The sequence below is a fragment of the Actinopolymorpha rutila genome (assembly GCF_013407855.1).
GTDB classification, from domain to species: Bacteria; Actinomycetota; Actinomycetes; order Propionibacteriales; family Actinopolymorphaceae; genus Actinopolymorpha; species Actinopolymorpha rutila.
Window position 1 is genome coordinate 2,695,674 of the sequence record NZ_JACBZH010000001.1, and the last position, 25,675, is coordinate 2,721,348.

General features: G+C 71.8%; 21 protein-coding genes. 18 read left to right on the forward strand and 3 right to left on the reverse strand.

From position 1 onward, the window contains the following. Nucleotides 1-42 precede the first annotated feature (42 nt). The 3 genes from F4554_RS12075 to F4554_RS12085 are packed head-to-tail and all read right to left on the reverse strand — an operon-like array spanning nucleotide 43 to nucleotide 4,855. Entirely contained in the window at nucleotides 43-2,400 is a 2,358-nt protein-coding gene (locus tag F4554_RS12075) for a transglutaminase TgpA family protein (protein ID WP_179787465.1), read from the reverse strand. After that, nucleotides 2,397-3,824: a DUF58 domain-containing protein gene (locus F4554_RS12080; protein ID WP_179787466.1), complete on the reverse strand. Its 1,428-nt coding sequence runs from the start codon at nucleotides 3,822-3,824 to the stop codon at nucleotides 2,397-2,399. Before F4554_RS12080 ends, F4554_RS12075 begins: the two co-directional genes overlap by 4 nt. Before the next feature lie 5 nt (nucleotides 3,825-3,829). Further along, nucleotides 3,830-4,855, reverse strand: coding sequence for an AAA family ATPase (locus F4554_RS12085; protein ID WP_179787467.1), 1,026 nt, complete (start codon nucleotides 4,853-4,855; stop codon nucleotides 3,830-3,832). Nucleotides 4,856-5,679: 824 nt separating this feature from the next. Here F4554_RS12085 and mraZ point away from each other — a divergent pair. The 18 genes from mraZ (at nucleotide 5,680) to F4554_RS12175 (ending at nucleotide 25,560) form a co-directional block, all read left to right on the forward strand. Further along, complete coding sequence (gene mraZ, locus F4554_RS12090; RefSeq protein ID WP_179787468.1) at nucleotides 5,680-6,120, forward strand: division/cell wall cluster transcriptional repressor MraZ; 441 nt, start codon at nucleotides 5,680-5,682, stop codon at nucleotides 6,118-6,120. 220 nt (nucleotides 6,121-6,340) lie between these two features. Continuing rightward, nucleotides 6,341-6,550: a hypothetical protein gene (locus F4554_RS12095; protein WP_179787469.1), complete on the forward strand. Its 210-nt coding sequence runs from the start codon at nucleotides 6,341-6,343 to the stop codon at nucleotides 6,548-6,550. Between the two features lie 15 nt (nucleotides 6,551-6,565). Beyond that, nucleotides 6,566-7,558 carry a 16S rRNA (cytosine(1402)-N(4))-methyltransferase RsmH gene (gene rsmH, locus F4554_RS12100; protein ID WP_179787470.1) on the forward strand — a complete coding sequence of 331 codons (993 nt, stop codon included), beginning with the start codon at nucleotides 6,566-6,568 and terminating at the stop codon, nucleotides 7,556-7,558. Beyond that, entirely contained in the window at nucleotides 7,555-8,238 is a 684-nt protein-coding gene (ftsL, locus tag F4554_RS12105) for a cell division protein FtsL (RefSeq protein ID WP_179787471.1), read from the forward strand. The genes rsmH and ftsL overlap by 4 nt, the downstream gene beginning before the upstream one ends. After that, nucleotides 8,235-10,334 (forward strand): peptidoglycan D,D-transpeptidase FtsI family protein, encoded by a 2,100-nt coding sequence (locus F4554_RS12110; protein ID WP_337795992.1) that lies wholly within the window; start codon nucleotides 8,235-8,237, stop codon nucleotides 10,332-10,334. The genes ftsL and F4554_RS12110 overlap by 4 nt, the downstream gene beginning before the upstream one ends. A gap of 337 nt (nucleotides 10,335-10,671) precedes the next feature. After that, nucleotides 10,672-12,249 carry a UDP-N-acetylmuramoyl-L-alanyl-D-glutamate--2,6-diaminopimelate ligase gene (locus F4554_RS12115; protein ID WP_179791476.1) on the forward strand — a complete coding sequence of 526 codons (1,578 nt, stop codon included), beginning with the start codon at nucleotides 10,672-10,674 and terminating at the stop codon, nucleotides 12,247-12,249. Continuing rightward, on the forward strand, nucleotides 12,246-13,685 hold the full coding sequence (locus F4554_RS12120) for a UDP-N-acetylmuramoyl-tripeptide--D-alanyl-D-alanine ligase (RefSeq protein WP_179787472.1): 1,440 nt from the start codon (nucleotides 12,246-12,248) through the stop codon (nucleotides 13,683-13,685). The genes F4554_RS12115 and F4554_RS12120 overlap by 4 nt, the downstream gene beginning before the upstream one ends. Then, nucleotides 13,682-14,767, forward strand: coding sequence for a phospho-N-acetylmuramoyl-pentapeptide-transferase (gene mraY, locus F4554_RS12125; RefSeq protein ID WP_179787473.1), 1,086 nt, complete (start codon nucleotides 13,682-13,684; stop codon nucleotides 14,765-14,767). The genes F4554_RS12120 and mraY overlap by 4 nt, the downstream gene beginning before the upstream one ends. Then, nucleotides 14,764-16,272, forward strand: coding sequence for a UDP-N-acetylmuramoyl-L-alanine--D-glutamate ligase (gene murD, locus F4554_RS12130; RefSeq protein WP_179787474.1), 1,509 nt, complete (start codon nucleotides 14,764-14,766; stop codon nucleotides 16,270-16,272). Before mraY ends, murD begins: the two co-directional genes overlap by 4 nt. A 37-nt stretch (nucleotides 16,273-16,309) precedes the next feature. After that, entirely contained in the window at nucleotides 16,310-17,578 is a 1,269-nt protein-coding gene (gene ftsW / locus F4554_RS12135; protein WP_337795994.1) for a putative lipid II flippase FtsW, read from the forward strand. A 4-nt stretch (nucleotides 17,579-17,582) separates the two neighbouring features. After that, nucleotides 17,583-18,698: an undecaprenyldiphospho-muramoylpentapeptide beta-N-acetylglucosaminyltransferase gene (gene murG, locus F4554_RS12140; RefSeq protein ID WP_179787475.1), complete on the forward strand. Its 1,116-nt coding sequence runs from the start codon at nucleotides 17,583-17,585 to the stop codon at nucleotides 18,696-18,698. Continuing rightward, on the forward strand, nucleotides 18,695-20,131 hold the full coding sequence (murC, locus tag F4554_RS12145; protein WP_179787476.1) for a UDP-N-acetylmuramate--L-alanine ligase: 1,437 nt from the start codon (nucleotides 18,695-18,697) through the stop codon (nucleotides 20,129-20,131). The genes murG and murC overlap by 4 nt, the downstream gene beginning before the upstream one ends. Before the next feature lie 140 nt (nucleotides 20,132-20,271). Further along, nucleotides 20,272-20,955 (forward strand): cell division protein FtsQ/DivIB, encoded by a 684-nt coding sequence (locus tag F4554_RS12150; RefSeq protein ID WP_179787477.1) that lies wholly within the window; start codon nucleotides 20,272-20,274, stop codon nucleotides 20,953-20,955. A gap of 320 nt (nucleotides 20,956-21,275) precedes the next feature. After that, entirely contained in the window at nucleotides 21,276-22,757 is a 1,482-nt protein-coding gene (gene ftsZ / locus F4554_RS12155) for a cell division protein FtsZ (protein ID WP_179791478.1), read from the forward strand. 37 nt (nucleotides 22,758-22,794) lie between these two features. Continuing rightward, nucleotides 22,795-23,520, forward strand: a complete 726-nt coding sequence (locus F4554_RS12160) for a YggS family pyridoxal phosphate-dependent enzyme (RefSeq protein WP_179787478.1) — start codon at nucleotides 22,795-22,797, stop codon at nucleotides 23,518-23,520. Between the two features lie 65 nt (nucleotides 23,521-23,585). Next, nucleotides 23,586-24,110 (forward strand): cell division protein SepF, encoded by a 525-nt coding sequence (locus F4554_RS12165; protein WP_179787479.1) that lies wholly within the window; start codon nucleotides 23,586-23,588, stop codon nucleotides 24,108-24,110. 146 nt (nucleotides 24,111-24,256) lie between these two features. After that, nucleotides 24,257-24,550 (forward strand): YggT family protein, encoded by a 294-nt coding sequence (locus tag F4554_RS12170; RefSeq protein ID WP_179787480.1) that lies wholly within the window; start codon nucleotides 24,257-24,259, stop codon nucleotides 24,548-24,550. Nucleotides 24,551-24,723: 173 nt separating this feature from the next. Then, entirely contained in the window at nucleotides 24,724-25,560 is an 837-nt protein-coding gene (locus F4554_RS12175; RefSeq protein ID WP_179787481.1) for a DivIVA domain-containing protein, read from the forward strand. Nucleotides 25,561-25,675: the final 115 nt, after the last annotated feature.

Here is a 25,675-nt window from a genome sequence, read left to right on the forward strand (position 1 = left end):
CCAGCGGTCGGTGCTCGACGACCCGCGTTCAGGGGCTGGTGCTCAGCGGCTGGTGCCGGCCATCCGGCCGCGTCGCCACCGCCGGGCAAGTCGCGGCCCGAGCGTGTCCACCCGGTCGAGCAGGCCGCTCACCGGGGACCACAGCGCCGGCAGCCGACGCCACAACGAGACCGGGGCCAGCCATGCCCGCAGCCGGCGGGCCAGGGTCACCTGGCCGGACAGCGCCCGGGTCACCGTGACCACCGCCGCGCGCACGTCGCCGACCTCGCCCGGAGACGGGGCGTACCGTCCGCGTTCGACCGCGTCGACCACGGTTCGCAGCGCCTGGTGCGCCGACGCCGGTAGCCGGTCGGCCAGCCGAACCCCGGCCGTACGCGGCGTCGTGGCGTTGTCCCAGGGCACTCCGAGGTCGGCCGTCACGTCGGCGAGCTCCCGCCAGGCGGCCTCGACCAGTCGTTCCGGGCTCCGCTGGGACAACCGGGTCCGGCGAATACCGACCCGCGCCAGCATCGGCATGGCCACGATCAGGAGCGCCGCCAGAACGACCAGCACGGGCAGGACGTCGAACCCCGGGCGGGTCGGCGCGGTGGGTACGGCGTTGATGTGGTCGTTCCGGTTCGGCAACGGCGTCGGCGACGACGACGGGTTGCGGTTCTGCCGCGGGTTCTCGGGGTTGTCGCGCTGGTCGGGGACCGGCGTGCTCGGCGTGGTGGTGTCGGGGACGGTCCACACCGGAGCGACGCCCGTCTGTGACTGCGGAGTCGGCTCGAACCGCACCCATCCGTATCCCGCGAAGTACAGCTCGGGCCAGGCGTGGGAGTCGTGGGAGGTCACCAGCCAGCGCCCGTCGGCCTGCCGGGTGCCCGGCATGTAGCCGACGCTCACCCGCGCGGGGATGTCGAGCGAGCGCGCCATGATGGCCATGGTGGCGGCGAACTGCTCGCAGTAGCCGCGCCGGTCGGCGAGGAACTCGAGCATCGCCGACCCCCCGTGGCCGGGCTGGACCTCGAGGTCGTAGATGAAGTCGTTGCGGAACCAGGTCTGCAGCGCCACCGCCTTGTCGTAGGCGGTCCGCGCCTTCGCGGTCTTGGTCCGGGCCAGCCGCAGGACCTGCTTCGGGATGTTCGGCGGGAGCTTTGTGTAGCGGTCGAACACCGCGGCCGGCGGCGGCCCGGCGTCTCGAAGCTCGGCCGGGGTGTAGTCGACGTTGAGCGTGCGTACGTCGTAGGAGAGCCCGGCCGACTCCTGACCACGGAGCACGATGTCCAAAGTCTCCGGGTCGTACCCCCAGTCGGCCGTCGTCTTCACCGCGGTCGCGGGGTACGGCGTCGGCAGCCACCTCGACTGCAGCGCGTCGGTCACCTGGAACTTCGTCGTCACCAGGGTCTTCGCGACGTTGCTGCGCAGTCCCGGCGGATCGGGGAGCCGCGCGTAGTCCGTCTTGTCGGGGGTGACGTTGCTGACGCTGCGGGGGGAGGGCCGCCAGCGGTCGCCGTCGAACTCGTCCAGCGTGACGAGCTTGATGTAGTCGGGGGAGTTGGATCCGGTGGTGTACGTCATCACCGGGAAGTCCTGCGGACGCTTCAGGTCGCGTTTGAGGTCGACGATGGGGTTGTTCACCTTGATCGTGCGGCTGGCCGGCCCGATCCCGCCGCCCTCCCCGCGCCCCAGCACGCTCTCCGGAAGCGTCGGCACGACCGCTGGTACGACGACCGCGAGCCCGATCACCGCGGCGCTCACTCGCCGGCCGGTCTGGCCGAGCAGGGAGGTCTGCACGGTTTCCTGCGGCCCGGCGACCTCGTCGGCGAGGCCGATCACGCGTCCCCATCTGCCGAGGCGTTCGCGGCCCTCGCCGAGCAGCAGGACGACGTAGCCGATCGCGGCGGGGACGAACGCGAGCGCGGAGATGCCGCCGGAGACGGTGGTGGCCGGGATGCTGTAGACGAGCAGCAGCGGCAGGCCGGCCCACGGGGTCAGCCGGTACGTCGCCGCCAGCAGGTCGACGGCGATCGCGACGAGGCCGATGCCGATCGCGGTCACCATCACCAGGTCGGCGTCGTAGGGGACCGGTGCGGCGTAGCGCACCACGATCAGCAGGCCGTCGTTGATGCGGTGGGCCAGCGCCAGCACCGACTCGCCGGTGGGCAGGAACCCGAACCGCAGGTCGTGGGGTGCGTAGACCAGCACGAACGCCCACCCGAGCGCGGCCAGCTGCCCGAGGGGTACGAGCAGCCGCGGCGTTCCGACCTGGCGGAGGACGAACCCGATCGTGGTGACGAACAGCGCGGCCAGCACGGCCGACCACAGCCACTCGGTGCTGGCGTAGGCGGGGAACAGCGCGAGCGAGGCGAAGACGGTGGCGAGGAAGGCCGTGAGGCTCCGCCGAAGTGCGCTGCTCATGACGCCTGACCTCCCCAGGTCTCCTCACGAGTGATGGTCGGTGTCGTGGCCGCGCCTGGCGGGGCCGCGGAGTCGTTCGCCACCACGGCCGTAGGCCCGGTCGCGGCGGCCGGCGCCGGCGAGTACGTGGGAGACGTGGGCGGCCGGGACTCGGCGGCGGCCTCCTCGCCGAGCACCAGCTGGGCCCAGGCCGCCGGAACGGTCGTGCCGTGCCTGACCACCGTGACCCGCCACCCGCCGCGGCGCAGCATCCGGACGCTCTCGGCGAGTTGTTCGGCCATCGCCTGTGGTGCGCGTTCGTTGCCCGCCGCCCAGGACGGGGTGTCGACGACGATCGCGAACGCCGCACTGGACCGCTGCCGTGCCTGCACCAGTGCCTGGGCCTCGGCGGGGGTGACGACTCCGAGCACCGCCACCAACAGGCCGTGCGAACCGTCGTTGGCCGCCGTCAGGGACGTCTGGGACAGGTGCCCGATCGACGACGGCGCGACCACGGCGAGGGCGTCCAGGATCTGCCCTTCGGACTCCACCGACGGGCCCGACTCACGCGCGGTCGCCAGCACCGAAGCGCCGGCGTCGGTCAGCAGGCGTACGGAGAAGCCGCGGCGCAGCAGGTGCACGCCGACCGAACCGGCCGCGCTCACCGCCCACTCGAACGACGACGTCGCGCCGCTTCCGCGATGGCCGATCCGGCGGGTGTCGAGGAACACGGTGGCGCGGCTCTGCCAGGGTTGCTCCTCCCGCCGCACCATGAGCTCTCCGCGGCGGGCGCTGGACCGCCAGTGCACCCGGCGCAGGTCGTCGCCGTCGCGGTACTCCCGGACGGTGACGTCCTCCTCGCCGTCGGCGGACACCGCGCGCTGGTTGTGCTCACCGTTGCTGGACCACTCGCCGGCCGCCTTCGCCGACGGGAGGGCGTACACCCGCGGCGTGACCAGGAAGACCTCCTGGGACCGGAACGACCGGGACAGCTCCACCAGGCCGAACGGATCGGTGACGCGCAGGGTCAGCGGACCGACCGTGAACCGGCCGCGGGCCTCCGACCGCACGGGGTAGGTGACGTCGCGGCGCCACCGGGCCGACATCCGGTCCAGGACGAACCGCGGCTTGGAACCGAGGAGATAAGGCACCTGGTCCTCGAGGAGGAGCAGGCCGGTGGGCATCCGGCCGACGTTCTCCAGCCGCAGGCGTACGGTGGCCTGCTCGCCGACCTGCACCCGCACGGGTTCGATCGTCCGGGAGGCGGCGATGCGGTAGCGGGTGCGGGTGACCACGAGGACGGTCACCACCGGCATGGCGAGGAGGAACACCGCCACCCGGAGGAGGTCCTTCTGCCCCAGGGCGACGGCGCAGACCGCGGCGGCGACACCCGCGGCCAGGAAAGCCCGGCCGCGGGTGGTGAGGGAAGAGAACCGTCCCCCCATTCGGGTCACCGAGAGCGGCGGTGCGGGTCGGGGACCGGAACGGTCCGCACCAGGTCGGTGACGACCTGCTCCGCCGAACGCCTGGCGATCTGGGCCTCCGCGGCGGGCAGCAGCCGGTGTGCGAGGACCGGGACGGCGAGCGCCTGCAGGTCGTCAGGCAGGACGTACTCCCGGTCGTCGAGCGCGGCCGCCGCCCGGGCCGCCCGGACGAGGTGCAGGGTCGCCCGCGGCGAGGCGCCGAGCCGCAGGTCGGGGGAGTTGCGGGTGGCGGTCACCAGCGCGATGGCGTACTCCTTGACCGCCGGGGAGACGTAGACGCCCTGCACGATGTCGACCAGCTTGGCGACCTCGCGGGCGTCGGTGACCGGCTCCAGGTCGTCCAGCGGCGAGGCCGCCCCGTGCGCGTCGAGCATTTCCAACTCGGCCTGCGGGCTCGGGTAACCCATCGAGACGCGGGCCATGAACCGGTCGCGCTGCGCCTCGGGCAGCGGGTAGGTGCCCTCCATCTCGATGGGGTTCTGCGTCGCGATCACCATGAACGGCGCCTCGAGATGGTAGGTCGTGCCGTCCACGGTGACCTGGCGCTCCTCCATGCACTCCAGCAGCGCCGACTGCGTCTTGGGCGAGGCACGGTTGATCTCGTCACCGACCACGATGTTGGCGAAGATGCCGCCCGGCCGGAACTCGAAGTCGTGCGTCTCCTGGTTGTAGACCGACACGCCCGTCACGTCACTCGGGAGCAGGTCGGGAGTGAACTGCACGCGGCGTACGGAACAGTCGATCGAACGCGCCAGCGCCTTGGCGAGCATCGTCTTGCCCACGCCGGGCACGTCCTCGATGAGCAGATGACCTTCGGCGAGCAGGACCGTGAGCGCTGTCCTGACCACGTCGGGCTTGCCCTCGATCACGCGCTGGACCGCGTCGCGGACGCGGCCCGCGGTCTGTGCGAGATAGGGAAAGTCCGCCGCCGGAGCCCAGCGCGGCTCCTCCGGTCGCCTCGTCGGCTCGAACGTCGGGCCGGTCGACACCATGGCCTCCCTCACCAATGGGGCCGCTGCCGAAGCGGCGTGTTGGTCGAGTGTCTCAGGTTCGGGTCCTGCCGGGGATGGGGGATCGCATCTGATGTCCATGCTTGGCTGGCGTTGCTGATGACGATCCTCCTGTCGGACATCCCGCCGGTCTGAACCGAGCCGGACGACTCCTGGCATCGACCGTACGTCGGCGGAGCCACGGAATCCTCGCTCGGCGAGAAATTCCCAGGCTCCTCTCTTTCTGTCCTCTCTATTGGTGCGTCGTCCGACGTCTCTTCGGGTGCTCCGTCACCTTGACCTGGATACCCGGCTGGTCCCTGACCTTGTCGCGTCACCTGCTCGCGGAACGGACGACGTGCCGGTCGCTCACCACATCGCTCCACCGGGTCACGTACGTCGCTCACCACTCCGCTCCACCGGACCCACCACTCCGCTCCACCGTGTCGCCGAACCGCGTCATGACGCACCTCGTGGTGCACGACATCCCCGTACTTCGCACGCGCGGAACGCGACGCCGGTTCGACAGAAGGCGGCTCGGCAGCCCGGACCGACGGTGCGCCGGGCGACACGCCGAACGACACGCCGAACGACACGCCGACGCTCACCTTCGGATGCCTCCATCCGCTCCACCTGCTCCACCGGTGCCGCTCCACCGCTCCCTTTTCCTCCGCTGTTCGCCAACGCCGCTCTGACCTGCGGAGATGTCGACAGTCATCGAGACGAAGAAGCGCCGCGCCGAGGCAAACGCTGGTTGACGGTGGAGGGTGGTGGGGTAAAGTGGCGCGCAGTGGTGGACAGCGGTACCCAGGAAGCCTCACGGGGAGGTGGCGGCCACGTTTCTCGGCACCCACACCCCGCGTCTGGACGAGAAGGGACGGCTGTTCCTACCGGCCAAGTTTCGGGACGAGCTTGCGGAGGGCCTTGTGGTCACACGGGGACAGGAGCGTTGCCTCTCCGTCTGGCCGCTGGCTGAGTTCGGTCGGCTGACCGAACAGATGCGACAGGCGCCGGTCACCAACAAGGCGGCGCGCGACTACCTCCGGATGCTGTTCGCCGGAGCCTCCGACGAGAAGCCCGACAAGCAGGGGCGGATCACTCTTCCGCCGATGCTGCGGGAGTACGCCGGACTGCGGCGCGACTGCGTCGTGATCGGCGCGATGAACCGCGTCGAGATCTGGGACGCCGAGGCCTGGGGCAGCTACTCCAGCGACCAGGAGCAGGCGTTCTCCGAGCTCAGCGAGGAGGTGCTGCCAGGAATCCTGTGACGTTCCGCCCTGTAACAAGCCCCGTCACATGCCCGTCCACCGGTCGTTCCGGCGGACAGTCCAACCGATCGAGCAAGCAGTGGTCGTGCGGTGAGGTCTCCAGCCCGCTCCCTGCGCCTTCTGACGCACCTTCCCCGGCGCCAGACGGCGGTTTCCCCAGCGAGCGGGCGGGGACCTGGCCGCACGGCGACGACACGCAGCACCAGCAGTGGGGGTCGAGGTGAAGGAACCGGCACGCCGGCACGGCGCGGACCGCTCCGGTCACGTGTCCGGTGCGACCGACCCCGCCGCCCGGTCGTTGCCGCTCGACCCGGGTCAGGAAGCGTTGCGCCCGTTGCTGCGCGCGCGGTTCGTGGCGGCCGGCCTCACCCTTCTCGTCTGCACCGCCGTGTCGTTCGCCCTCTCGACCCTGCTGAGCCTGCCGGGCTGAGAGGACAGAATCTCCATGAACCCACGTGCCGGCGAGCCGACCCACGTCCCCGTCCTCGCGGCACGGGTGGTGGCGCTGCTCGCTCCCGCACTGACCGAGACCGGCTCCGTGGTGGTGGACACCACGCTCGGCCTGGGTGGTCACGCGGAGGCGCTCCTGGAGGAGTGCCCGCAGGCCAGCCTGGTCGGCCTCGACCGCGACCCGCAGGCGCTGGCCGCCGCCGGGAAACGCCTGGAGCGGTTCGGTGACCGGGCGACCTGCGTCCACGCGGTGTACGACCAGCTTCCGGACGTCCTCGCCGACCTCGGTCACCGCCGGGTGCAGGGAGTTCTGTTCGACCTCGGTGTGTCCTCCCTGCAGTTGGACGAGGTGGAGCGCGGATTCGCGTACAGCCGGGACGCGCCGCTGGACATGCGGATGGATCCCACCCGGGGCCCGACCGCCGCCGACGTCCTCAACACCTACTCCGCCGCGGACCTGGCCCGGATCCTTCGGGTGTACGGCGAGGAACGCTTCGCCCGGCGGATCGCCGACGCGGTCGTACGGCAACGTGAGAGCACGCCGCTGACCACCAGCAGGCAGCTGGTCGACCTGCTGCGCTCGGCCATCCCCGGTGCCGACCGGCAGGTCGGCGGCCACCCGGCCAAGCGCACCTTCCAGGCGCTGCGGATCGAGGTCAACGGCGAGATCGCCGCCCTGGAACGCGCGCTGCCGGCCGCGGTGGACCGGCTGGCCGTCGGCGGCCGGGTCGTCGTTCTGGCCTACCACTCGCTGGAGGACCGCCTGGTGAAGCAGACGTTGGGCGCCCTCGCGCGCCCGGACGTCCCGCCGGGCGTCCCGGCAGTACCACCCGGCCACGAAGCCGTACTCCGTCTGCTGACCCGCGGGGCCGAGAAGGCCACGCCGGAAGAGGTGGAGTCGAACCCACGCGCCACGTCGGTGCGGATGCGGGCAGCGGAACGGATTCTTGACAGTCGCCGTACGGCGAGCAGAGGGGGAGCGGCATGAGTGCCCTGGAGAGTCTCAACCGGCCGGTACGGGAGGTGGCTCCGCGGCCACGGCTCCGGGTGGTGCCGAAACCGGAGCCCCAGCAGTCCAGGGCGCCGTTCGTCATCCTCGTCGTGGCGATCCTCAGCGCGGGCCTGCTCGGGCTGCTGTTGCTCAACACCACGGTCCAGCAGGGTTCGTTCACCATCCACGACCTGTCGCGCCGGACGACTCTGCTGGAGGACCGCCAGGCGGCGCTCGAGCAACAGGTCGCGGTGATGCGGGCGCCCGAGCACCTGGCCGGACAGGCCGAACGCCTCGGCATGGTGCCCAACACCAACCCGGTGTTCCTGCGCCTGCGCGACGGGGCCGTGCTCGGCGACGCGGTGCCCGCGAAGGCCCGCGTGACGCCGGCGCCGGCCCCGTCGGCCCCGTCGGCCCGCGCCGGCGGCTCGCCCCAGGTGGCGACCGGCCAGTTAGGCACCCAGTCCGGCGCCCAGCAGAACACTCAGCAGGGCACCCAGCCGGGCCAGGAGAGCACACGGACCGATCCCGGCGCGGGCACGACCGCCGGCCAGGGCACCCAACCGCAGTCCGGAACCAACCAGTCGCAGGCGGAGCAACCGCGGACGGAGCAACCCTCGGGCTCGGCGCCCCTGGTGACGCTGGAGCCGCCGACGTCGGGCGGGGGTGACCAGTGAGCGGAGAGCGTCCGCGCAAACCGTCCGAGCGCGCCACCGGCTCCGGGCGTTCCGGCTCCGGGTCCGGCCGCGGCACCGGTGGCACCTCCGGCGAGCGGCAACCCGGTCGGCCGGCGCGTTCGTCGACCGGTCGGCCCGCGCGCGGTGCCAACCGAGCCGCCACCGGCCGGTCCGGCGGCACCTCGCGTACGGGCGGCACCTCCCGCTCCAGTGGCACCTCGCGTTCCACCGGCACTTCGGGCTCGGCGAGCAGCACGCGCCGGTCGTCCCCGGCGGCGAGCGGTGTGCCTGTACGCCGCCGGCGGCCGGCCACCCAGGCCCGGGTGGTCCGGCCCTCGCCCAAGCGCCCGGGCCGGACCCTGCGGCTCGGGCACACCGAACGCCGGCTCCGTGTGGGTTTCCTGCTGGTCGCGTTCGTGATGTCGGTGTTCGCCGGCCGGCTCGTCCAACTGCAGGGCTTCGACGGCGCGGCGTACGCCAACGCGGCCGTGAAGGAACGCATCAGCCGGGTCACCCTGCACGCGACCCGCGGTGAGATCACCGACGCGACGGGCGTACCCCTCGCCACCACCGTGGACACGCTGGCGGTCACCGCCGACCCGACGATCACCCGGCCCGACGCCGGGCAGATCGCCGAGACGCTCGCTCCGATCCTGAAGGTCGACCAGCAGGAGCTGACGACGAAGCTGCGCACACCGAAGACGAGGTTCGTCTACCTCGCCCGCAAGGTTCCGACGCAGACCTGGAAGAAGGCGCGCGACGCCCTGCGGGCCGAGGGCTTCGGCGGGGTGCTGACCGAGCCCGACCCGATGCGGACCTATCCGTCCGGGCAGGTGGCGGCGAACATCGTCGGGTTCACCGGCTCCGACGGCGGGGGACTGTCCGGACTCGAGTACGCCCTGGACGGCAAGCTGCGCGGCAAGGACGGCCACATGGTCTACGAGCGCGGTCTGAACGGCCAGCAGATCCCCCTCGCGCACAGCTCGGAGGAGGACCCCGTACCCGGCACCAACGTGCAGTTGACGATCAACCGGGACGTCCAGTGGGCGGCCCAGCAGGCGATCGCCGCTCAGGTCAAGGCCACCGAGTCCCGCAGCGGTGACATCGTGGTGATGGACACCCGTACCGGCGAACTCGTAGCGGTCGCCACCGCGCCGACCTTCGACCCCAACCACCCGACGAAGTCGCCTGCCGAGGACCGGGTCAACCGGCCGTTCCAGGAGGTGTACGAGCCGGGCAGTGTGGAGAAGGTGCTCACCGCCGCCGCACTGGTCGACAGCGGCTACGTCACCCCCTCGACGAAGATCCGAGCACCCGGCTCGCTGATCCGCGACGGGCGCAGGATCGGTGACTGGTGGGGGCACGGCACGATCAACCTCACCTTCGCCGGCGCCCTGGCGAGGTCGTCCAACATCGGTGTCGTGCTGGCCGCGGAAGGCATGCCGAAGAAGCTGCAGGCCTCCTACCTCCGCAAGTTCGGGATGGGCAAGCCCACCGCCGTCAGGTACCCGGGCGAGTCGGGAGGCACCATCGGCAAGGCGTCCGACTGGTCCGCGCTTCGCCGGGCGACGATCTCGTTCGGCCAGGGCATGTCGGTGACCGCGGTCCAGTTGACGGCCGCGGTGGCCGCGGTCGCCAACGGCGGCGTCCGGGTCGACCCCAGCCTGGTGAAGGGGTTCGTCGACGACGACGGCAAGCTCACGCCGAACCCCACGCCCAAGCGGACCCGGGTGGTGAGCAAGCAGGCGGCGGCCACCGTGGCCCGGATGATGGAGCAGGTCGTCCAGGGCCCCGACGCGCTGGCCACGAAGGCCGCGATCCCGGGCTACCGGATCGCCGGAAAGACCGGAACCGCCCAGCGCGCGGACTCGAGCTGCGGCTGCTACCGGGGCTACACCGCGTCGTTCGCGGGGTTCGCTCCGGCCGACGACCCCCGCTTCGTGGTCTACGTCGACCTGCAGGACCCCAAGAAGGGCGGCAACAGCGGAAGCGGGCTCGCCGCACCCGTCTTCCACGACATCATGGCGTTCACCCTGCAGAAGTACGGCGTCCCGCCCACCGGCACCAAGTCGCCCGTGCTGCCCCTGTACTGGTGATCACTGGTGACGACAGGTGACCACCGGTGATCACTGGTGGCCGAGCCCCTCACCGGCACTGCCCCGGTCAGGGCACGTGACGTGCCCGCGACGTGGCCGGAGGCGATCACCGGTGTGACGCTGTAACCTCACGCCCCAGACAGTGGCGCGTGGGGGACGCGCGACCGGCCACATCCCGGGCCGCACTGCGCCGGCCCGCCCCGGACAGGGGTGGGCGAAGATTCTCGACATCGAGGGAGGAAACCCCGTGGCCGTCCCCGCCACCGGCGCGGTGACCCCGCGTCCGACACGTCCGCTCCGCCGGACGCTGCCGGAGGTCGTCTCCTTCCTCTCCGCGATGCCGGGGGCCGAGCTGGCGCCGGCCGAGGTGTCGTACGCCGAGCGCTCCGACGCCGGATGGGCCGACGTGGTGATCACCGGCATCAGCCAGGACTCGCGCGCGGTCGTACCCGGCGACCTGTACGTCGCCCGGCCTGGCGACCGCTCCCACGGAGCGACGTACGCCCGGACGGCCGCGGACGGCGGCGCCGTGGCCGCCCTGACCGACCCGGCCGGCCGGGGCCGGTGCGAGGAGGCCGGGCTGGCGACGCTCGTGGTGCCCGACCCGCGGGCAGTGGTGGGTGAGCTGTCCGCCTGGGTGTACGGCAACCCCTCCCGTGACCTGCTGATGCTCGGGATCACCGGCACCAACGGCAAGACCACCACGGCGTTCCTGCTGGAGGCCGCCCTTCGGTACGCCGGACGGCGGACGGGGCTGCTCGGCACCACCGGCACCCGCATCGGCGCCGAGACCCTGCCCAGCGCCCGGACCACTCCGGAGGCGCCGGACCTGCAGGCGCTTCTTGCGGTGATGCTCGAGCGCGGCGTGCAGGCGGTGTCGATGGAGGTGTCCAGCCACGCGCTCGTCCACGGCCGGGTGGACGGGACGATCTACGACGTGGCCGGGTTCACCAACCTCAGCCAGGACCACCTGGAGTTCCACGGCGACCTGGAGTCCTACTTCAGGGCCAAGGCGAGCCTGTTCACCCCCGCGCACGCCCGCGTCGGCGTGGTCAACCTGGACGACGAGCACGGGCGGCGGCTGGTCCGCGAGGCGCCGATCGAGGTGGTGACGTACTCCGCGGCCGGTGACCCGGCGGCCGACTGGCGGGCCGAGGAGGTCGAGCCGGCCACCGACGGCGGCAGCGCCTTCCGGGTACGCGGCCCCGGCGGGATCGACGTCGCCGTCTCGTTGTCGCTGCCCGGGGACTTCAACGTCGCCAACGCCCTGCTGGCGACCGCCGTGCTCGCCACCGCGGGGCTGTATCCCGAGGAGTTCCTCCCGGCGTTCGCCGAGGTGGCCCTGCCCGGCCGGATGGAACGCGTGACCGCCGCCCAGGACTTCGTGGTCCTGGTCGACTACGCCCACACCCCGGACGCGATCGCCCGGGCACTGGACACCATGCGGGCGCGCACACCCGGCCGGCTGGTCACGGTGCTGGGCTGCGGCGGGGACCGCGACCGGGGCAAGCGGCCGCTGATGGGCGCCACCGCTGCCCGGCACGCCGACCTCATCGTGATCACCGACGACAACCCGCGCTCGGAGGACCCGGCGGCGATCCGGGCGGCCGCTCTCGCCGGTGCCCGGGAGGTGCCCGCCGCCGACCGCGGCGAGGTGCGCGAGGTCGCCGACCGGCGGGAGGCGATCCGTTACGCACTTGGGGCCGCTCGGCCCGGCGACACCGTGCTCGTCCTGGGCAAGGGTCACGAGCAGGGCCAGGAGATCGCCGGGGTGGTGCACCCCTTCGACGACCGGTTCGTCGTCACGGAGGAACTGGCGCGGATGTCCGGCCGCCACGGCGTCGCCCTGGCCGCAGGGCACGAAGCCGGTCAGGGAGCCGGTCACGAGGCCGGTCAGGAAGGGGCGCAGCGATGATCACGATGACGTTGGCGGAGATCGCGGCCGCGGTCGGCGGGGAGCTGCACGAGGCCGACCCCGACTCGACCGTCACCGGGGGAGTGGCCGCCGACACCCGGAAGCTCTCGCCGCGCGGGCTGTTCGTCGCCGACGGGCGCGGGCACGACTTCGCCGCCGAAGCCGTCCACAAGGGGGCCGCGGCGGTGCTGAGCAGCCGGCCGCTGCCGGGCCTGCCGTGCGTGGTGGCCCCGCCCGCGCAGGGCCACCGGGATGCCTCCGTCGCGGCCGCTGGCCGGCTGGCCCGGCACGTGCTCGACCGGCTTCCCGACCTCACCCTGGTGGCGGTCACCGGTTCGGCGGGCAAGACCACGACCAAGGACCTGCTCGGGCAACTGCTCGCCGGAGCCGGTGAGACGGTGGCGCCGGAGGGGTCGCTGAACGACGAGCTGGGCATGCCGCTGACCGTCCTGCGCGCGGACGAGCAGACCCGCTACCTCGTGCTCGAGATGGGCGCGAAGAGGGTCGGGCACATTCGCTACCTCACCGAGCTGGCGCCGCCCGACATCTCCGTCGTACTCAACGTCGGCCTCGCCCACGTCGGCGAGTTCGGCGGCAAGGAGATGACGGCCAAGGCCAAGGGCGAGCTGGTGGAGGCCCTCGGCGAGGATGGCGTCGCGGTCCTCAACGCCGACGACCCGCTGGTCGCCGCGATGGCCGGGCGAAACCGCGGCCGTACCGTCCTGGTGGGCGAGGGGCCCGACGCCACCGTCCGTGCCGAGGGTGTACGCCTCGACGACGCCGGCCGCGCGGCGTTCGAGCTGGTGACCGCGGCCGGGAGCGCCAAGGTGGCGCTCGGCCTGGTCGGGCGGCACCACGTCGCCAACGCGCTGGCGGTGGCCGCCGTCGGCCTCGCGGTCGGCCTGGACGTCGCCGCGGTCGCCGAGAGCCTGTCGGCCGCGGTGGCGCTGTCGCGCTGGCGGATGGAGGTGAGCGTCCGCTCCGACGGCGTGACCATCGTCAACGACGCCTACAACGCCAACCCGGACTCCATGCGGGCGGCGCTGGAGACGTTGCCGGTGCTGGCGAGGGGCGGCCGCTCGTGGGCCGTGCTGGGTGAGATGCTCGAACTCGGGGAGGCCGCGGACGAGGCCCACGAGGGGATCGGCAGACTTACGGTGCGGCTGGGTGTGTCCCGGCTGCTGGTGGTGGGCGCGGGCGCCCGTGCGATCGAGCGCGGAGCCCGGTCCGAGGGATATTCGGGAGAGGAGTCGGTCTTCGTGCCGGACACCGATCAGGCGCTCGCGCTGCTGCGGCGGGAGCTCCGTGCCGGTGACGTCGTACTCGTCAAGTCCTCGCGAGACGCCGGGTTGCGTCATCTTGGTGACACCCTGAGTGAGGATGCGGGCAGCCGTGCGGGCGGCCTGGGAACCGGGACCGTGGAGGGCGGCGCGTGAAGGCAATCCTCCTCGCCGGTGGGGTCTCGCTGCTGATCTCGCTGCTGGGCACCCCTGTCGCGATCCGGATGCTCGCCGCCCGGGGGTACGGCCAGATCATCCGCGACGACGGACCGACGTCGCACCACACCAAACGGGGTACGCCCACGATGGGCGGCGTCGTGATCATCGTCGCCGCGGTGCTCGGCTATTTCGCCGCGCACCTGTTCGTCTGGCGGCTGCCGTCCGCGTCCGGCGCGCTGGTGCTGATGCTGATGGTCGGGCTCGGCCTCGTCGGGTTCCTGGACGACTACCTCAAGGTGTCCCGGCAGCGCAGCCTGGGCCTTCGGGCCAAGACCAAGCTCGCCGGGCAGACGTCCGTCGCGGTGATCTTCGCCATCCTGGCGCTGCAGTTCCCGGACGAGCGCAACGTCAGGCCGGGTTCGACGTTCATCTCCTTCATCCGCGACATCAGGGTCCCCTGGCTGGAGCTCGGCTCGATCGTCTTCGTGCTGTGGGTGCTCTTTCTGATCGCGGCGACGTCCAACGGCGTCAACCTCACCGACGGCCTGGACGGCCTGGCCACGGGCGCCTCGGTGATGGTGTTCGCGGCGTACACCCTGATCTGCGTCTGGCAGTTCAACCAGGCGTGCTTCAACCAGCCGGCCGCGAAGTGCTACGAGGTCCGTGACCCGTACGACCTGGCGGTGGTGGCGTTCGCCGTCACCGCGGCCTGTTTCGGCTTCCTGTGGTGGAACGCCTCACCGGCCAAGATCATCATGGGCGACACCGGCTCGCTGGCACTGGGCGGCGGGGTGGCCGCGATGGCGGTCTTCACCCGCACCGAGCTGCTGCTGATCGCCATCGGCGGCCTCTTCCTCATCGAGGTGGCCTCGGTGATGCTGCAGACGGGCTTCTTCAAGTTCACCCGATGGCGCACCGGCACCCCGCGCCGGATCTTCCGGATGGCCCCGATCCACCACCACTTCGAGCTGAAGGGCTGGAACGAGGTCACCATCGTGATCCGGTTCTGGATCATCTGCGGGATCTGTGTGGCGGGCGCGATCGGGATCTTCTACGCCGAGTGGGTGTCCGGCGCATGAGCACGCCTGACGCCCCCGCGGGTCCGGACTGGCTGGACACCGCCGACCGGCACTCGCCCTGGCCGCAGCTGTCCGCCCTCGTCACCGGGATCGGCGTGTCCGGCTACTCCGCCGCCGCCGGCCTGCTGGGCGTCGGCGCGCGGGTGGCCGTGGTGGACGAGCGCGACGGGGACGACGAACGCGAACGCGCCACGATCCTTGAGACACTCGGCGCCGACGTCCGGCTCGGGCCCGGCTCGACCGACGCCATCCCCGGCTCGTTCGGCTCCTCCCGGTCCGGCCTGCCCGACGTCGTGGTGACCTCGCCCGGCTGGCGGCCCGACGCCCCGATCCTGGCCCAGGCGGCGGCCGCCGGCGTCCCGATTCTCGGCGAGGTCGACCTCGCGCTGCGCCTGCGCGACCCCGAGCACGCCGCACCCTGGCTCACCCTCACCGGCACCAACGGCAAGACGACCACGGTGGGGATGCTGGCCTCGATCCTGTCCGCCGCCGGGCTGCGGACCGCGGCGGTCGGCAACATCGGCGCACCGGTCGTGGACGCCGTGCTCGACCCCGAGCCGTACGACGTCCTCGCCGTGGAGCTGTCCAGCTTCCAGCTGCACTGGTCGCGCCGGCTGTGGCCGCGGGCGGCGGCCGTGCTGAACGTCGCACCCGACCACCTCGACTGGCACGGCACCCTGGACCGCTACGCCGCCGACAAGGGCAAGATCTACGAAGGCTGCGAGATCGCCTGCGTCTACAACGTCGCCGACGCCGCCACCGAGGAGCTGGTCCGGGCGGCCGACGTAGTGGAGGGCTGCCGCGCGGTCGGCTTCAGCGCCGGCATCCCGGCCGCCGGCATGCTCGGCGTGGTCGACGGGGTGCTCGCCGACCGGGCCTTCGTCGAGCAGCGCCGCACCTCCGCCGCCGAGCTGTGCAACGTCCGCGACCTCCCGTCGGCGGCGCCGCACAACGTCGCCAACGCGCTGGCTGCGGCGGCACTGGCCCGCGCGCACGGCGTCCGGCCGGGCGCGGTCCGGGCCGGGCTGACCGACTTCACGTTGGAGCCGCACCGCATCCAGCGGGTCGCGGACGTGGACGGGATCCCCTACGTCGACGACTCCAAGGCGACCAACGCGCACGCCGCGCTGGCCTCGCTGCTGTCGTACGACTCGGTGGTCTGGGTCGCGGGCGGGCTTGCCAAGGGCCAGGATTTCGACGACCTGGTACACGCCGTGAAGGACCGGCTGCGGGCCGTCGTCCTGCTGGGCCGCGACCGGAGACTGATCTTCGAGGCACTCTCGCGACACGCGCCCGAGGTCCCCGTCGTGGAGGTCGCCGACGGCGAGACTGAGGTAATGGATCGCGTCGTGGCGCACGCGCGGCACCTGGCCCGGCCAGGCGACACCGTGCTCCTCGCGCCCGGGTGCGCGTCCTTCGACCTCTTCGCGAGCTACGGCGCGCGCGGTGACGCGTTCAGCGCGGCGGCGCGGCGGCTCGCCGGAGGTGCACCGCACAGCAGCTGAACGGGAGGCCGCGCTTGCGCACAGGGACGGGAGTCTCGTGACCACCGCCGAGGAGACCGGGGACGCCCGGGCGGAGCGCCGGTCGAGCTGGCTGGCCGACCTGCGGGGACTGCTGGACCGGCCGCTGACGTCGTACCACCTGATCTTCGGGGTGAGCGGGCTGCTGCTGGCCCTGGGCATCGCGATGGTCCTGTCGGCGTCCAGCTACGACTCGCTGGAGACCTACGGCAACTCCTACACGATGGCCGTGCGCCAGCTGATGTGGGTGGCCGCCGGCATACCGCTCGCGTTCGTCGCCACCAGGCTGCCGCTGCGGCTGCTGCGGGCGTTCACGTACCCCATGATGATCGTGGCGTTCGTCCTGCTGGCGCTGACCTTCACCCCGATGGGTGTGGAGGTCAACGGCAACCGCAACTGGCTGTCGTTCGGCGGGCCGTTCATGCTGCAGCCCAGCGAGGCGGCCAAGCTCGCGCTGGTGCTGTGGGGCGCCGACGTCCTGGCCCGCAAGGAGAAGCTGCTCCAGCACTGGAAACACCTGGTCATCCCGTTCGTGCCCGGGGCGGGGCTGGTGCTCGCCCTGGTGCTCGGGCAACGCGACCTCGGCACGTCGCTGGTGCTGTTCTCGCTGGTGCTGGTGCTGCTGTTCGTGGTGGGTACGCCGCTGCGCTACTTCGCGATGTTCGTCGCCGTCGTGGGCGTACTCGTCACGTTCCTCGCCATCAACAGCGCGTACCGCATGCGCCGGCTGGTGAGCTTCCTGGACCCCTTCGCCGACTACAGCAACACCGGCTGGCAGGCAGCGCACTCCCTGTTCGGCCTCGGCACCGGAGGGTGGTGGGGCGTCGGAATCGGCAACAGCCGGGAGAAATGGGGCTGGCTGCCCGAGGCGCACACCGACTTCATCTACGCCGTGATCGGGGAGGAGCTCGGCCTGGTGGGCACCCTCGTGGTGCTCGGAATGTTCCTCACCCTCGCCTATGTCGGCATCCGGGTCGCCCTGCGCACCGAGGACACGTTCACCCGTCTCGCCACGGCCGGGATCGTGGGATGGATCACCGCCCAGGCACTGGTCAACATGGGCGCCGTCCTGGGTCTGCTACCCATCACCGGCATACCCCTGCCGCTGGTGTCATACGGTGGGTCCGCCATGCTTCCGACTCTGTTCGCCCTCGGGCTGCTCGTGTCGTTCGCGCGGCGTGAGCCGGCCGCTCGCGCCGCGCTCGACGAGCGGGCCGCCAACCGGGCGGCGTCCAGGGCAGCCGCGCGTGCCCGGCGGAAGAGTTCGGCCCGCAACGACGAAGGGTGAGTCTGTGCACGTTGTTCTCGCCGGCGGTGGTAGTGCCGGCCATATCAGCCCGGCACTTGCCCTCGCCGCCGCGCTCCGGCGCACCGACCCCGAGGTGGGCCTCACCTTTCTCGGTACGGAGGAGGGCCTGGAGGCTCGGCTGATCCCGGCCGCGGGCTACGACCTGGCCATGATTCCCCGGGTGCCGCTGCCCCGCGAGCTCACTCCGCGGCTGCTCACCGTGCCCGGCCGGCTGGCCGGTGCCGTGCGGGCCTCGGCCGCGGTGATCGAACGCACCGGCGCGCAGGTGGTGGTCGGTCTGGGCGGCTACGTCGCGATGCCGGCCTACCTCGCCGCCCGGCGGATGAAGCTGCCGGTCGTGGTGCACGAGCAGAACGCCCGCCCGGGGATTGCCAACCGGTTCGCGGCCCGGTTCGTCACCTCCGAGGTGGCGGTGAGCTTCCCGGCGACGCCGCTGCGGCACGCGAAGTTCGTGGGGCTGCCGATCCGGCGGGAGATCGCCGCCCTGGACCGGCCCGCTCTGCGCGCCCGGGCCCGGGCGGAGTTCGGGCTGGACCCCGAGCGTCCGACCCTGCTGGTTACCGGCGGGTCCCAGGGCGCCCAGCGGCTCAACCAGGCCGTCTCCCAGGCCGCGCCGGCGCTGGCCGCCGCCGGGGTCCAGGTGCTGCACGCCACCGGGCCGCGCAACACCGTCGAGGTGCCCCCGCCGGGACCGGGCGACCCGCCGTACGTCGTGGTTCCGTACATCGAGCGGATGGACCTGGCCTATGCTGCCGCCGACCTCGCGGTCGCCCGGGCCGGTGCCAACACCGTGACCGAGCTCGCCGCGGTCGGGCTGCCCGCCGTGTTCGTCCCGTACGCGGTCGGTAACGGCGAGCAGCGACTCAATGCACAACCCGTGGTGGACGCCGGCGGCGGCCTGCTCGTCGACGACGCCGACCTCACCCCCGACTGGGTGCGCGAGCACGTGGTCGGGCTCGCGACAGACCCCGCCCGGCTGACCGCGATGGCCAAGGTCGCCCAGGACCTCATGCCGGCCGACGCCGACGAACGGCTGGCCGACATGGTCCGGGCGGCGGCCGCGCGTTCACAGGGCAAAGCCGGAAAGGTTGGCCGATGATCGTTCCTCCTCCCTCGGAGCTGATCCCCGCGGAGAAGCTCGGCCGTGTCCACTTCGTGGGGATCGGCGGGGCCGGCCTGTCCGGTATCGCGCGCATCATGATCGCCCGGGGCATCACCGTCACCGGCAGCGACGCCAAGGACTCCCGTACCCTCACCGCCCTGCGCGCCCTCGGCGCCACCTGCTACGTCGGGCACGACCCCGCCTACGTCGCCGACGTGGACACCGTGGTGGTGTCCACCGCGATCAAGGAGAACAACCCCGAGGTCGTGGAGGCCCGGCGGCGCGGGCTGCTGCTGTACTCCCGGGCAGCCGCGCTGTCGGCGGTGATGGAGGGCCGCCGGGTGGCGGCGGTGTCCGGCGCGCATGGCAAGACCACCACGTCGTCGATGCTCGCGGTCGCGCTCCAGCACTGCGGTGCGGACCCGTCGTTCGCGATCGGGGGCAACTTCAACGACACCGGCACCAACGCCCACGACGGCACCGGCGACATCTTCGTGGTGGAGGCGGACGAGTCCGACCGGGCGTTCCTGCAGTACTCACCCGAGGTGGCGGTGGTGACCAACGTCGACCCCGACCACCTCGACATGTACGACTCACCGGAGGACTACCACCGGGCCTTCGACGCCTTCGTGGACCGGATCGTGCCGGGCGGGTGCCTGGTCGCCTGCGTCGACGATCCGGGTGCGCGCCGGCTCGCCGAGGCGTCACGCGCCCGCGGGGTCGACGTACACACCTACGGCGAGGCCGAGGACGCCGACATCCGGATCGACAACGTCCATCTGCAGCCACTCAGCTCCAGCTTCGAGGTCGTCGTGCAGGGTCGTCGGGAGGGCACCATCGACGTGCACGTCGCCGGCCGGCACCACACCTGGAACGCCGCCGCCGCGTACGCCGCCGGGCTGGCGCTCGGCTTCCCGTCCGGTGAGCTTCGCGAGGGACTGTCGAGCTACGCCGGCACCCGGCGCCGGTTCGAGTACAAGGGCATGGTCGGCGGCGTACGCGTCTATGACGACTACGGCCACCACCCGACCGAGATGCTGGTCAACCTGCGTGCCGCGCGCGGGGCGGTGGGGGACGGGCGGGTCGTCGTCTGCTTCCGCCCCCTTCGGCACACCCGGACGCAGTTCTTCTACCGCGAACTCGGCGAGGCCCTCGGGCTGGCAGACGAGGTGGTCGTGATGGATCCCACCGGCGACGACCCGATCCCGGGCGTCACCGGCGCGCTGATCATCCCGCACATCCCGCTCCCGCCGGAGCGGATCGTGTACGAGCGATCCTGGTCGGCGGCCCCGGTGCGGGTGGCCGAGCGGGTGCAGCCCGGCGACCTGGTTCTCACCCTCGGTGCACCCGACGTCGCACTGATCGGCCCGGAGGTCCTCGAGATCGTGGGCGACCGGCTGGCGGCGGAGAGCGAGCCGGGAGCGCGCTGATGCCGACGGGGGTCTCGGGGGTCTCACGTAATTCGGCACGCGGTTCGGCACGCGGCTCGACACGTAGTTCGGGTCGCAGTTCGGCGCGCGGTTCTGCATCCAGGTTCGGCCGTCGGCGTTGGACGCGCAGGCTGCTGCGGATGCGACCGTTCTTCGTCCTGGTCGCGATCCTGCTCGTCGTCGGCGCGGGCGTGTGGGCGGTCGCCCTCTCCAGCCTGCTGGACACCCGGTCGGTCGCCGTGCAGGGCCTGACCTCCGCATCCGGACTCACCCCGGAACAGGTGCGGTCCGCGGCCGCGGTGCCGCTGCACAGGCCGCTGGCCCGGGTCGACCTCGCGGCCGTGCGCACCCGGATCGTGGCCCAGTTGCCGCCGGTCAAGGACGCGGAGGTGACCCGCTCGTGGCCGCACGAGGTGACGGTGCGGGTCGCGGAGCGCAAGGCCGTCGCCGTATGGCAGGAGGGATCGGCGTACCACCTGGTCGACGCCGAGGGCGTTCCGTTCCGCGCGGTGCCGGACGCGGCCGGGTCCTATCCACTGGTGCGGTTGCGGGCAGGGAACCCGAGCCCGGCAAGGGCGGACGAGTTGCGCGTGGCCGGTGCCCGGGTGGCCGCGGCGCTGCCCAAGTCGCTTCTGCGCAGCCTCGACACGATCGAGGTGAAGACTCCGGACGCGGTGACGTTGCGGATGAGGGGCGGAGTGACGGTCGTGTGGGGGAACGCCGAGAAGTCCAGGCTGAAGGCCCGCGTCCTCGCAGAACTCCTTCCCCGCAAGGCGAAGGTCTACGACGTGAGCGTGCCCAGCTTCCCGACCACCCGGGCCTGAGCACCGGCCGAGCACTGCCTCCGCACCGCATGGGGGCGCCGCCCGAACTCCGCCGCGTACGTCTCGCGAGTCGCCGTCGGCGGGCACTTGACGGGCGCGTGACGAGAGCGGTGGGCGAGTGGTGAGGTGACCGATTTTCGACCGGCGTACCGAAGAACTCGCCGGCTCGGCGTGTTGCGTTGAATTCGTCCGTGACCGCTCCGTACCTTCATGTCAGGCCGAGGTTGACATAACTATAACCCTCTACTTGAGCGTGAGGGTTGATGGTTGGGGTTGCCTTTCCGGGCCGGGGAAGAATGTCTACCGAGAGGGCGAGCGTCGTGGCGGCACCGCAGAACTACCTAGCGGTCATCAAGGTCGTCGGTATCGGCGGCGGAGGTGTCAACGCGGTCAACCGGATGATCGAGGTCGGCCTCAAGGGCGTCGAGTTCATCGCGATCAACACCGACGCGCAGGCGCTCCTGATGAGCGATGCCGACGTCAAGCTGGACATCGGGCGGGAGCTGACCCGCGGTCTGGGAGCGGGCGCGCAGCCCGACGTCGGCAACAAGGCGGCCGAGGACCACGCCGAGGACATCGAAGAGGTAATCAAGGGCGCCGACATGGTGTTCGTCACCGCCGGCGAGGGCGGCGGCACCGGCACCGGCGGCGCGCCCGTCGTCGCGCGGATCGCGCGGTCGCTCGGCGCGCTCACCATCGGCGTCGTGACCCGCCCGTTCGCCTTCGAGGGCAAGAAGCGGGCGAGCCAGGCCGAGGAGGGCATCAACGCCCTGCGCGACGAGGTCGACACCCTCATCGTCATCCCCAACGACCGGTTGCTGTCGATCAGCGACCGGCAGGTGAGCGTGCTGGACGCGTTCAAGCAGGCCGATCAGGTGCTGCTCCAAGGTGTGTCCGGCATCACCGACCTGATCACCACGCCCGGCCTGATCAACCTCGACTTCGCCGACGTCAAGAGCGTGATGTCCAACGCCGGTTCGGCGTTGATGGGCATCGGCTCCGCGCGGGGGGAGAACCGCTCCGTCGCCGCGGCCGAGATGGCGATATCCAGTCCGTTGCTCGAGGCTTCCATCGACGGTGCGCACGGCGTCCTGCTGTCCATCGCCGGTGGCTCCGACCTCGGGCTGTTCGAGATCAACGAGGCCGCCCAGCTGGTCTCCAGCGCCGCGCACGCGGAGTCCAACATCATCTTCGGTGCGGTCATCGACGACGGTCTCGGCGACGAGGTGCGCGTCACCGTCATCGCCGCCGGCTTCGACGGCGGCATGCCCCGCCGCCGCGGTGCGCAGGAGGCTTCCGCGGGCAACGGTGCGCCCCAGGCCGCCCCGCCGCCCCCCGCGGGGCGCCGTCCCGGTGAGCTCGGCCGGCCGCAGTCCGCGCCGGTGGGTGAACAGGCGCCGCAGGGCACGCCGGCCGGCACGGGCTTCTCCGGCAACGCCGGCTCCGACCAGCCGGCGTACGGTCAGCCGGCCCCCGGCCAGTCGTTCCCGCCGGCCACACCCTCGTCGACGCCGCCGGCAGCCACTCCGGCGCAGTCGTCCCCGGCACCTCAGTCGCAGCCGGCACAGTCGCCGGGCTCCTCGTCGAGCCAGTCCGACCTCGCCGCGCAGACCCAGGAGCTTCGTCAGCGTCTGCTCGGCGGCGGCCGCACGGGCGGCGAGTCCGGCGCGGGTGGCGCTTCGGGTGGTGCGGCCAACGGCTCCACTCCGCAGAGCCCTCCGCCTTCGCCGGCCTCGACTCCGCGGCCGGCCCGTCGCCCGATCGACGACGACGAGCTCGACGTACCAGACTTCCTGAAGTGAGAGGGCGGTCGGTTCTCCACGGACCGGGTGCGGGCGGTTGAGCCCGGGCAGCGACGAGCGCCGGGCTCAGCTCGCCGCCAACCTCGCCGCTGTCCGCGCCCAGATCGAGCGAGCCTGCGAACGTGCGGGTCGGTCACCGGAGGACGTGACGCTGATCGCGGTCACCAAGACCTTCCCGGCCGACGACGTACGCCTGCTCGCCGAGCTCGGTGTCCGTGACTTCGGCGAGAACCGCCACCAGGAGGCGAAGGACAAGGTGGCCGCGGTGGCGGACCCGACGCTGACCTGGCACTTCGTCGGGCAGCTTCAGGCCAACAAGGCACGTGCGGTGGCGGAGTACGCCGCGGTGGTCCACTCCGTCGACCGGGTTCGGCTGGTCACCGCGCTGCGGCGGGCGGCGGCCGCCCGCGAGCACCCGCTGCGGTGCCTGGTGCAGGTCGACCTCGGCGACGTCGAGCACCCCGGTGGTGCCGGCGGGCGTGGCGGGGTGCCACCGGACCAGGTCGCCGAGGTGGCCGACGCCGTGGCGGCTGCGCCGGGTCTGGTCCTCGGCGGGGTGATGGCGGTCGCGCCGCTGGGTGCGCCACCGGGCCAGGCGTTCGCCCGGTTGGCCGAGACCGCTGCCGAGGTACGCGAGAAGTATCCGGAGGCCACCTGGGTCTCCGCCGGAATGAGCGCGGATCTCGAGGACGCCATCGCTCACGGCGCGACACACGTACGGCTTGGGCGTCGGTTACTAGGTGAGCGCGGTTACGACAGGTAGCGTCGACGCCGGACGGGGCTGCATGCTCGGCCCGGCGCAGCTGACAGCAGAAGGCGAGAGGTCACATGGCAGGCGCGATGCGCAAGGTCGCGGTGTACCTCGGTCTCGTAGAAGACCAGGGCCGTTACGAAGAGGACTACGACGGAGCCTACGAGGGCGACTACATCGACGACGGTGACGACCGCGACACCCGGGAAGCTCGGGGCACCCGTCCTGCTGCCCAGTCGCCGGCCGAGACCGACGAGGACAAGGGCGGCACCGTGGCAGCATTTCCCGACCGACGTCAGGTCCAGGTGGCACCGGAGGTGGAGATGTCACGGATCACGACGCTGCACCCGCGCACCTACAACGACGCCCGGTTGATCGGTGAGCACTTCCGCGACGGTACGCCGGTGATCATGAACCTCACCGGGATGGACGACTCCGACGCCAAGCGGCTGGTCGACTTCGCCGCCGGTCTGATCTTCGGGCTGCGGGGGAGCATCGAACGCGTGACGGCGAAGGTCTTCCTGCTCTCCCCGGCCAACGTGAAGGTCCGGGCCGAGGACAAGGAGCGCATGGCCGAGGCGGGTTTCTTCAACCAGAGCTGAGGCGTGCCCAGGACCCTCCGGTCGCACGAGCGCCCGTGCGATCTCAGGGGTCTGCCCGGGCGATCCCCGAGGGTCGGCCCGGCCGCGGTGGCGAGCCGGCGGGATAGGCTCGAGATCCGGCGGCAAGGCCACCCCAAGGAGTGTGCGTGCAGATCATCGGCGAGATCCTGTACTCCGTACTTTGGATCTTCCTCGTGTTGCTTTTCGTCCGACTGGTGGTGGACTGGGTGCAGTTCTTCGCCCGGTCCTGGGAGCCACACGGGTTCCTGCTCGTCATTCTCGAGGGCGTCTACACCGTCACCGACCCGCCGCTGAAGGCGCTCCGCAAGGTCATTCCGCCCCTTCGGCTGGGCGGCTTCGCGCTGGACCTGTCGTTCCTGCTGCTGATCGTGATCATCTACGTCCTGCAGGCTCTGGTCCTGGCGATCTTCGGTCGGTGATCATCGGCCGGGCCGCGTACCATCGTCCGACGCCACCCGATGATCTGTTCGGTCGGTGACCAGATCATGCCGAACAGGTAGTTTCCGGAGCCCCCTCGGTCTTTGTCACCCAAACCGGGTACGGTTGCTCCGATATCCACGTAAGTCGAGCCCTGCGAGCCTGAGGTGAGGTCATGCCGTTGACACCCGAGGACGTGCGCAACAAGCGCTTCACGCCCGTCCGTTTGCGGGAGGGTTACGACATGGGAGAGGTGGATCAGTTCCTCGACGAAGTCGAGTCCGAACTCGAGCGCCTCAACCACGAGAACGAAGACCTTCGGCAGAAGCTCTCCTCCGCGCAGCGTGGCGACGGAGACCGTGACCGCGGCCGTGACAGCGGCTACGGCAAGCCCGAGCAGCCCGAGCCGCAGCCCCCCGTCCGGCAGGCGACTCCGCAGCCGGGGCCCTCCAGCATCGCCGAGGCGTCCAGCGCCGCGGCCCGCCTGCTGGAGATCGCCACCCAGAACGCCGACCAGCTCGTCGCGGAGAGCAAGGAGCAGGGCAACCGCATCCTGAGCGACGCCCGGGCACGGGCCGAGCGACTGGAGAACGAAGCCCGCGGGCTGGCCAGCAGGCTGGAGTCCGAAGCGCGGTCGAAGTCGGAGCAGCTCGACCGGGACACCGCCGAGCGCCGCACCCAGCTCTTCGGCCAGCTGGAGAAGGAGAAGACCCGGCTGCAGCGTGAGGTCGACGAGCTGCGCACCTACGAGCGGCAGTACCGCAGCCGCCTGAAGGCCTACTTCGAGAGCCAGCTGCGGGTGCTCGCGGGCCAGGGAAACCTGGAGAACGGCCTGGAGTCCGGCAACGGCCCGCGGTCGATCAACTCCCACAAGCCGGCGCTCGCGAACGGCGGCGACCGGGAGGAGCGCGGCGAGCGTGAGCGCGGTGGACGCGGTGACCGGATGAACTCCGGTGGCGGCACGCCTCGCCTCAACGCCCTGCTCGAGGACGACGACGAGTCCTCGCTGTAGCGCACCTTTCACGCACGAACCGAAGGCCCCCGGGACTCCTCCCGGGGGCCTTCGGCGTTCTCCGGCGAGTGCCGGTTGCGACCACGGGAACCGGGCCCGGCCGCCCGGTTGGCCC

Coding starts and splice junctions, on each gene's coding strand:
- F4554_RS12115 (WP_179791476.1), top strand. CDS start 10,672: ATGCCGGGGGCCGAGCTGGCGCCGGCCGAGGTGTCGTACGCCGAGCGC.
- murC (WP_179787476.1), top strand. CDS start 18,695: ATGATCGTTCCTCCTCCCTCGGAGCTGATCCCCGCGGAGAAGCTCGGC.
- F4554_RS12075 (WP_179787465.1), bottom strand. CDS start 2,400: ATGAGCAGCGCACTTCGGCGGAGCCTCACGGCCTTCCTCGCCACCGTC.
- murD (WP_179787474.1), top strand. CDS start 14,764: ATGAGCACGCCTGACGCCCCCGCGGGTCCGGACTGGCTGGACACCGCC.
- ftsL (WP_179787471.1), top strand. CDS start 7,555: ATGAGTGCCCTGGAGAGTCTCAACCGGCCGGTACGGGAGGTGGCTCCG.
- F4554_RS12175 (WP_179787481.1), top strand. CDS start 24,724: ATGCCGTTGACACCCGAGGACGTGCGCAACAAGCGCTTCACGCCCGTC.
- F4554_RS12080 (WP_179787466.1), bottom strand. CDS start 3,824: ATGGGGGGACGGTTCTCTTCCCTCACCACCCGCGGCCGGGCTTTCCTG.
- rsmH (WP_179787470.1), top strand. CDS start 6,566: ATGAACCCACGTGCCGGCGAGCCGACCCACGTCCCCGTCCTCGCGGCA.
- F4554_RS12085 (WP_179787467.1), bottom strand. CDS start 4,855: ATGGTGTCGACCGGCCCGACGTTCGAGCCGACGAGGCGACCGGAGGAG.
- F4554_RS12150 (WP_179787477.1), top strand. CDS start 20,272: ATGCGACCGTTCTTCGTCCTGGTCGCGATCCTGCTCGTCGTCGGCGCG.
- F4554_RS12120 (WP_179787472.1), top strand. CDS start 12,246: ATGATCACGATGACGTTGGCGGAGATCGCGGCCGCGGTCGGCGGGGAG.
- F4554_RS12165 (WP_179787479.1), top strand. CDS start 23,586: ATGGCAGGCGCGATGCGCAAGGTCGCGGTGTACCTCGGTCTCGTAGAA.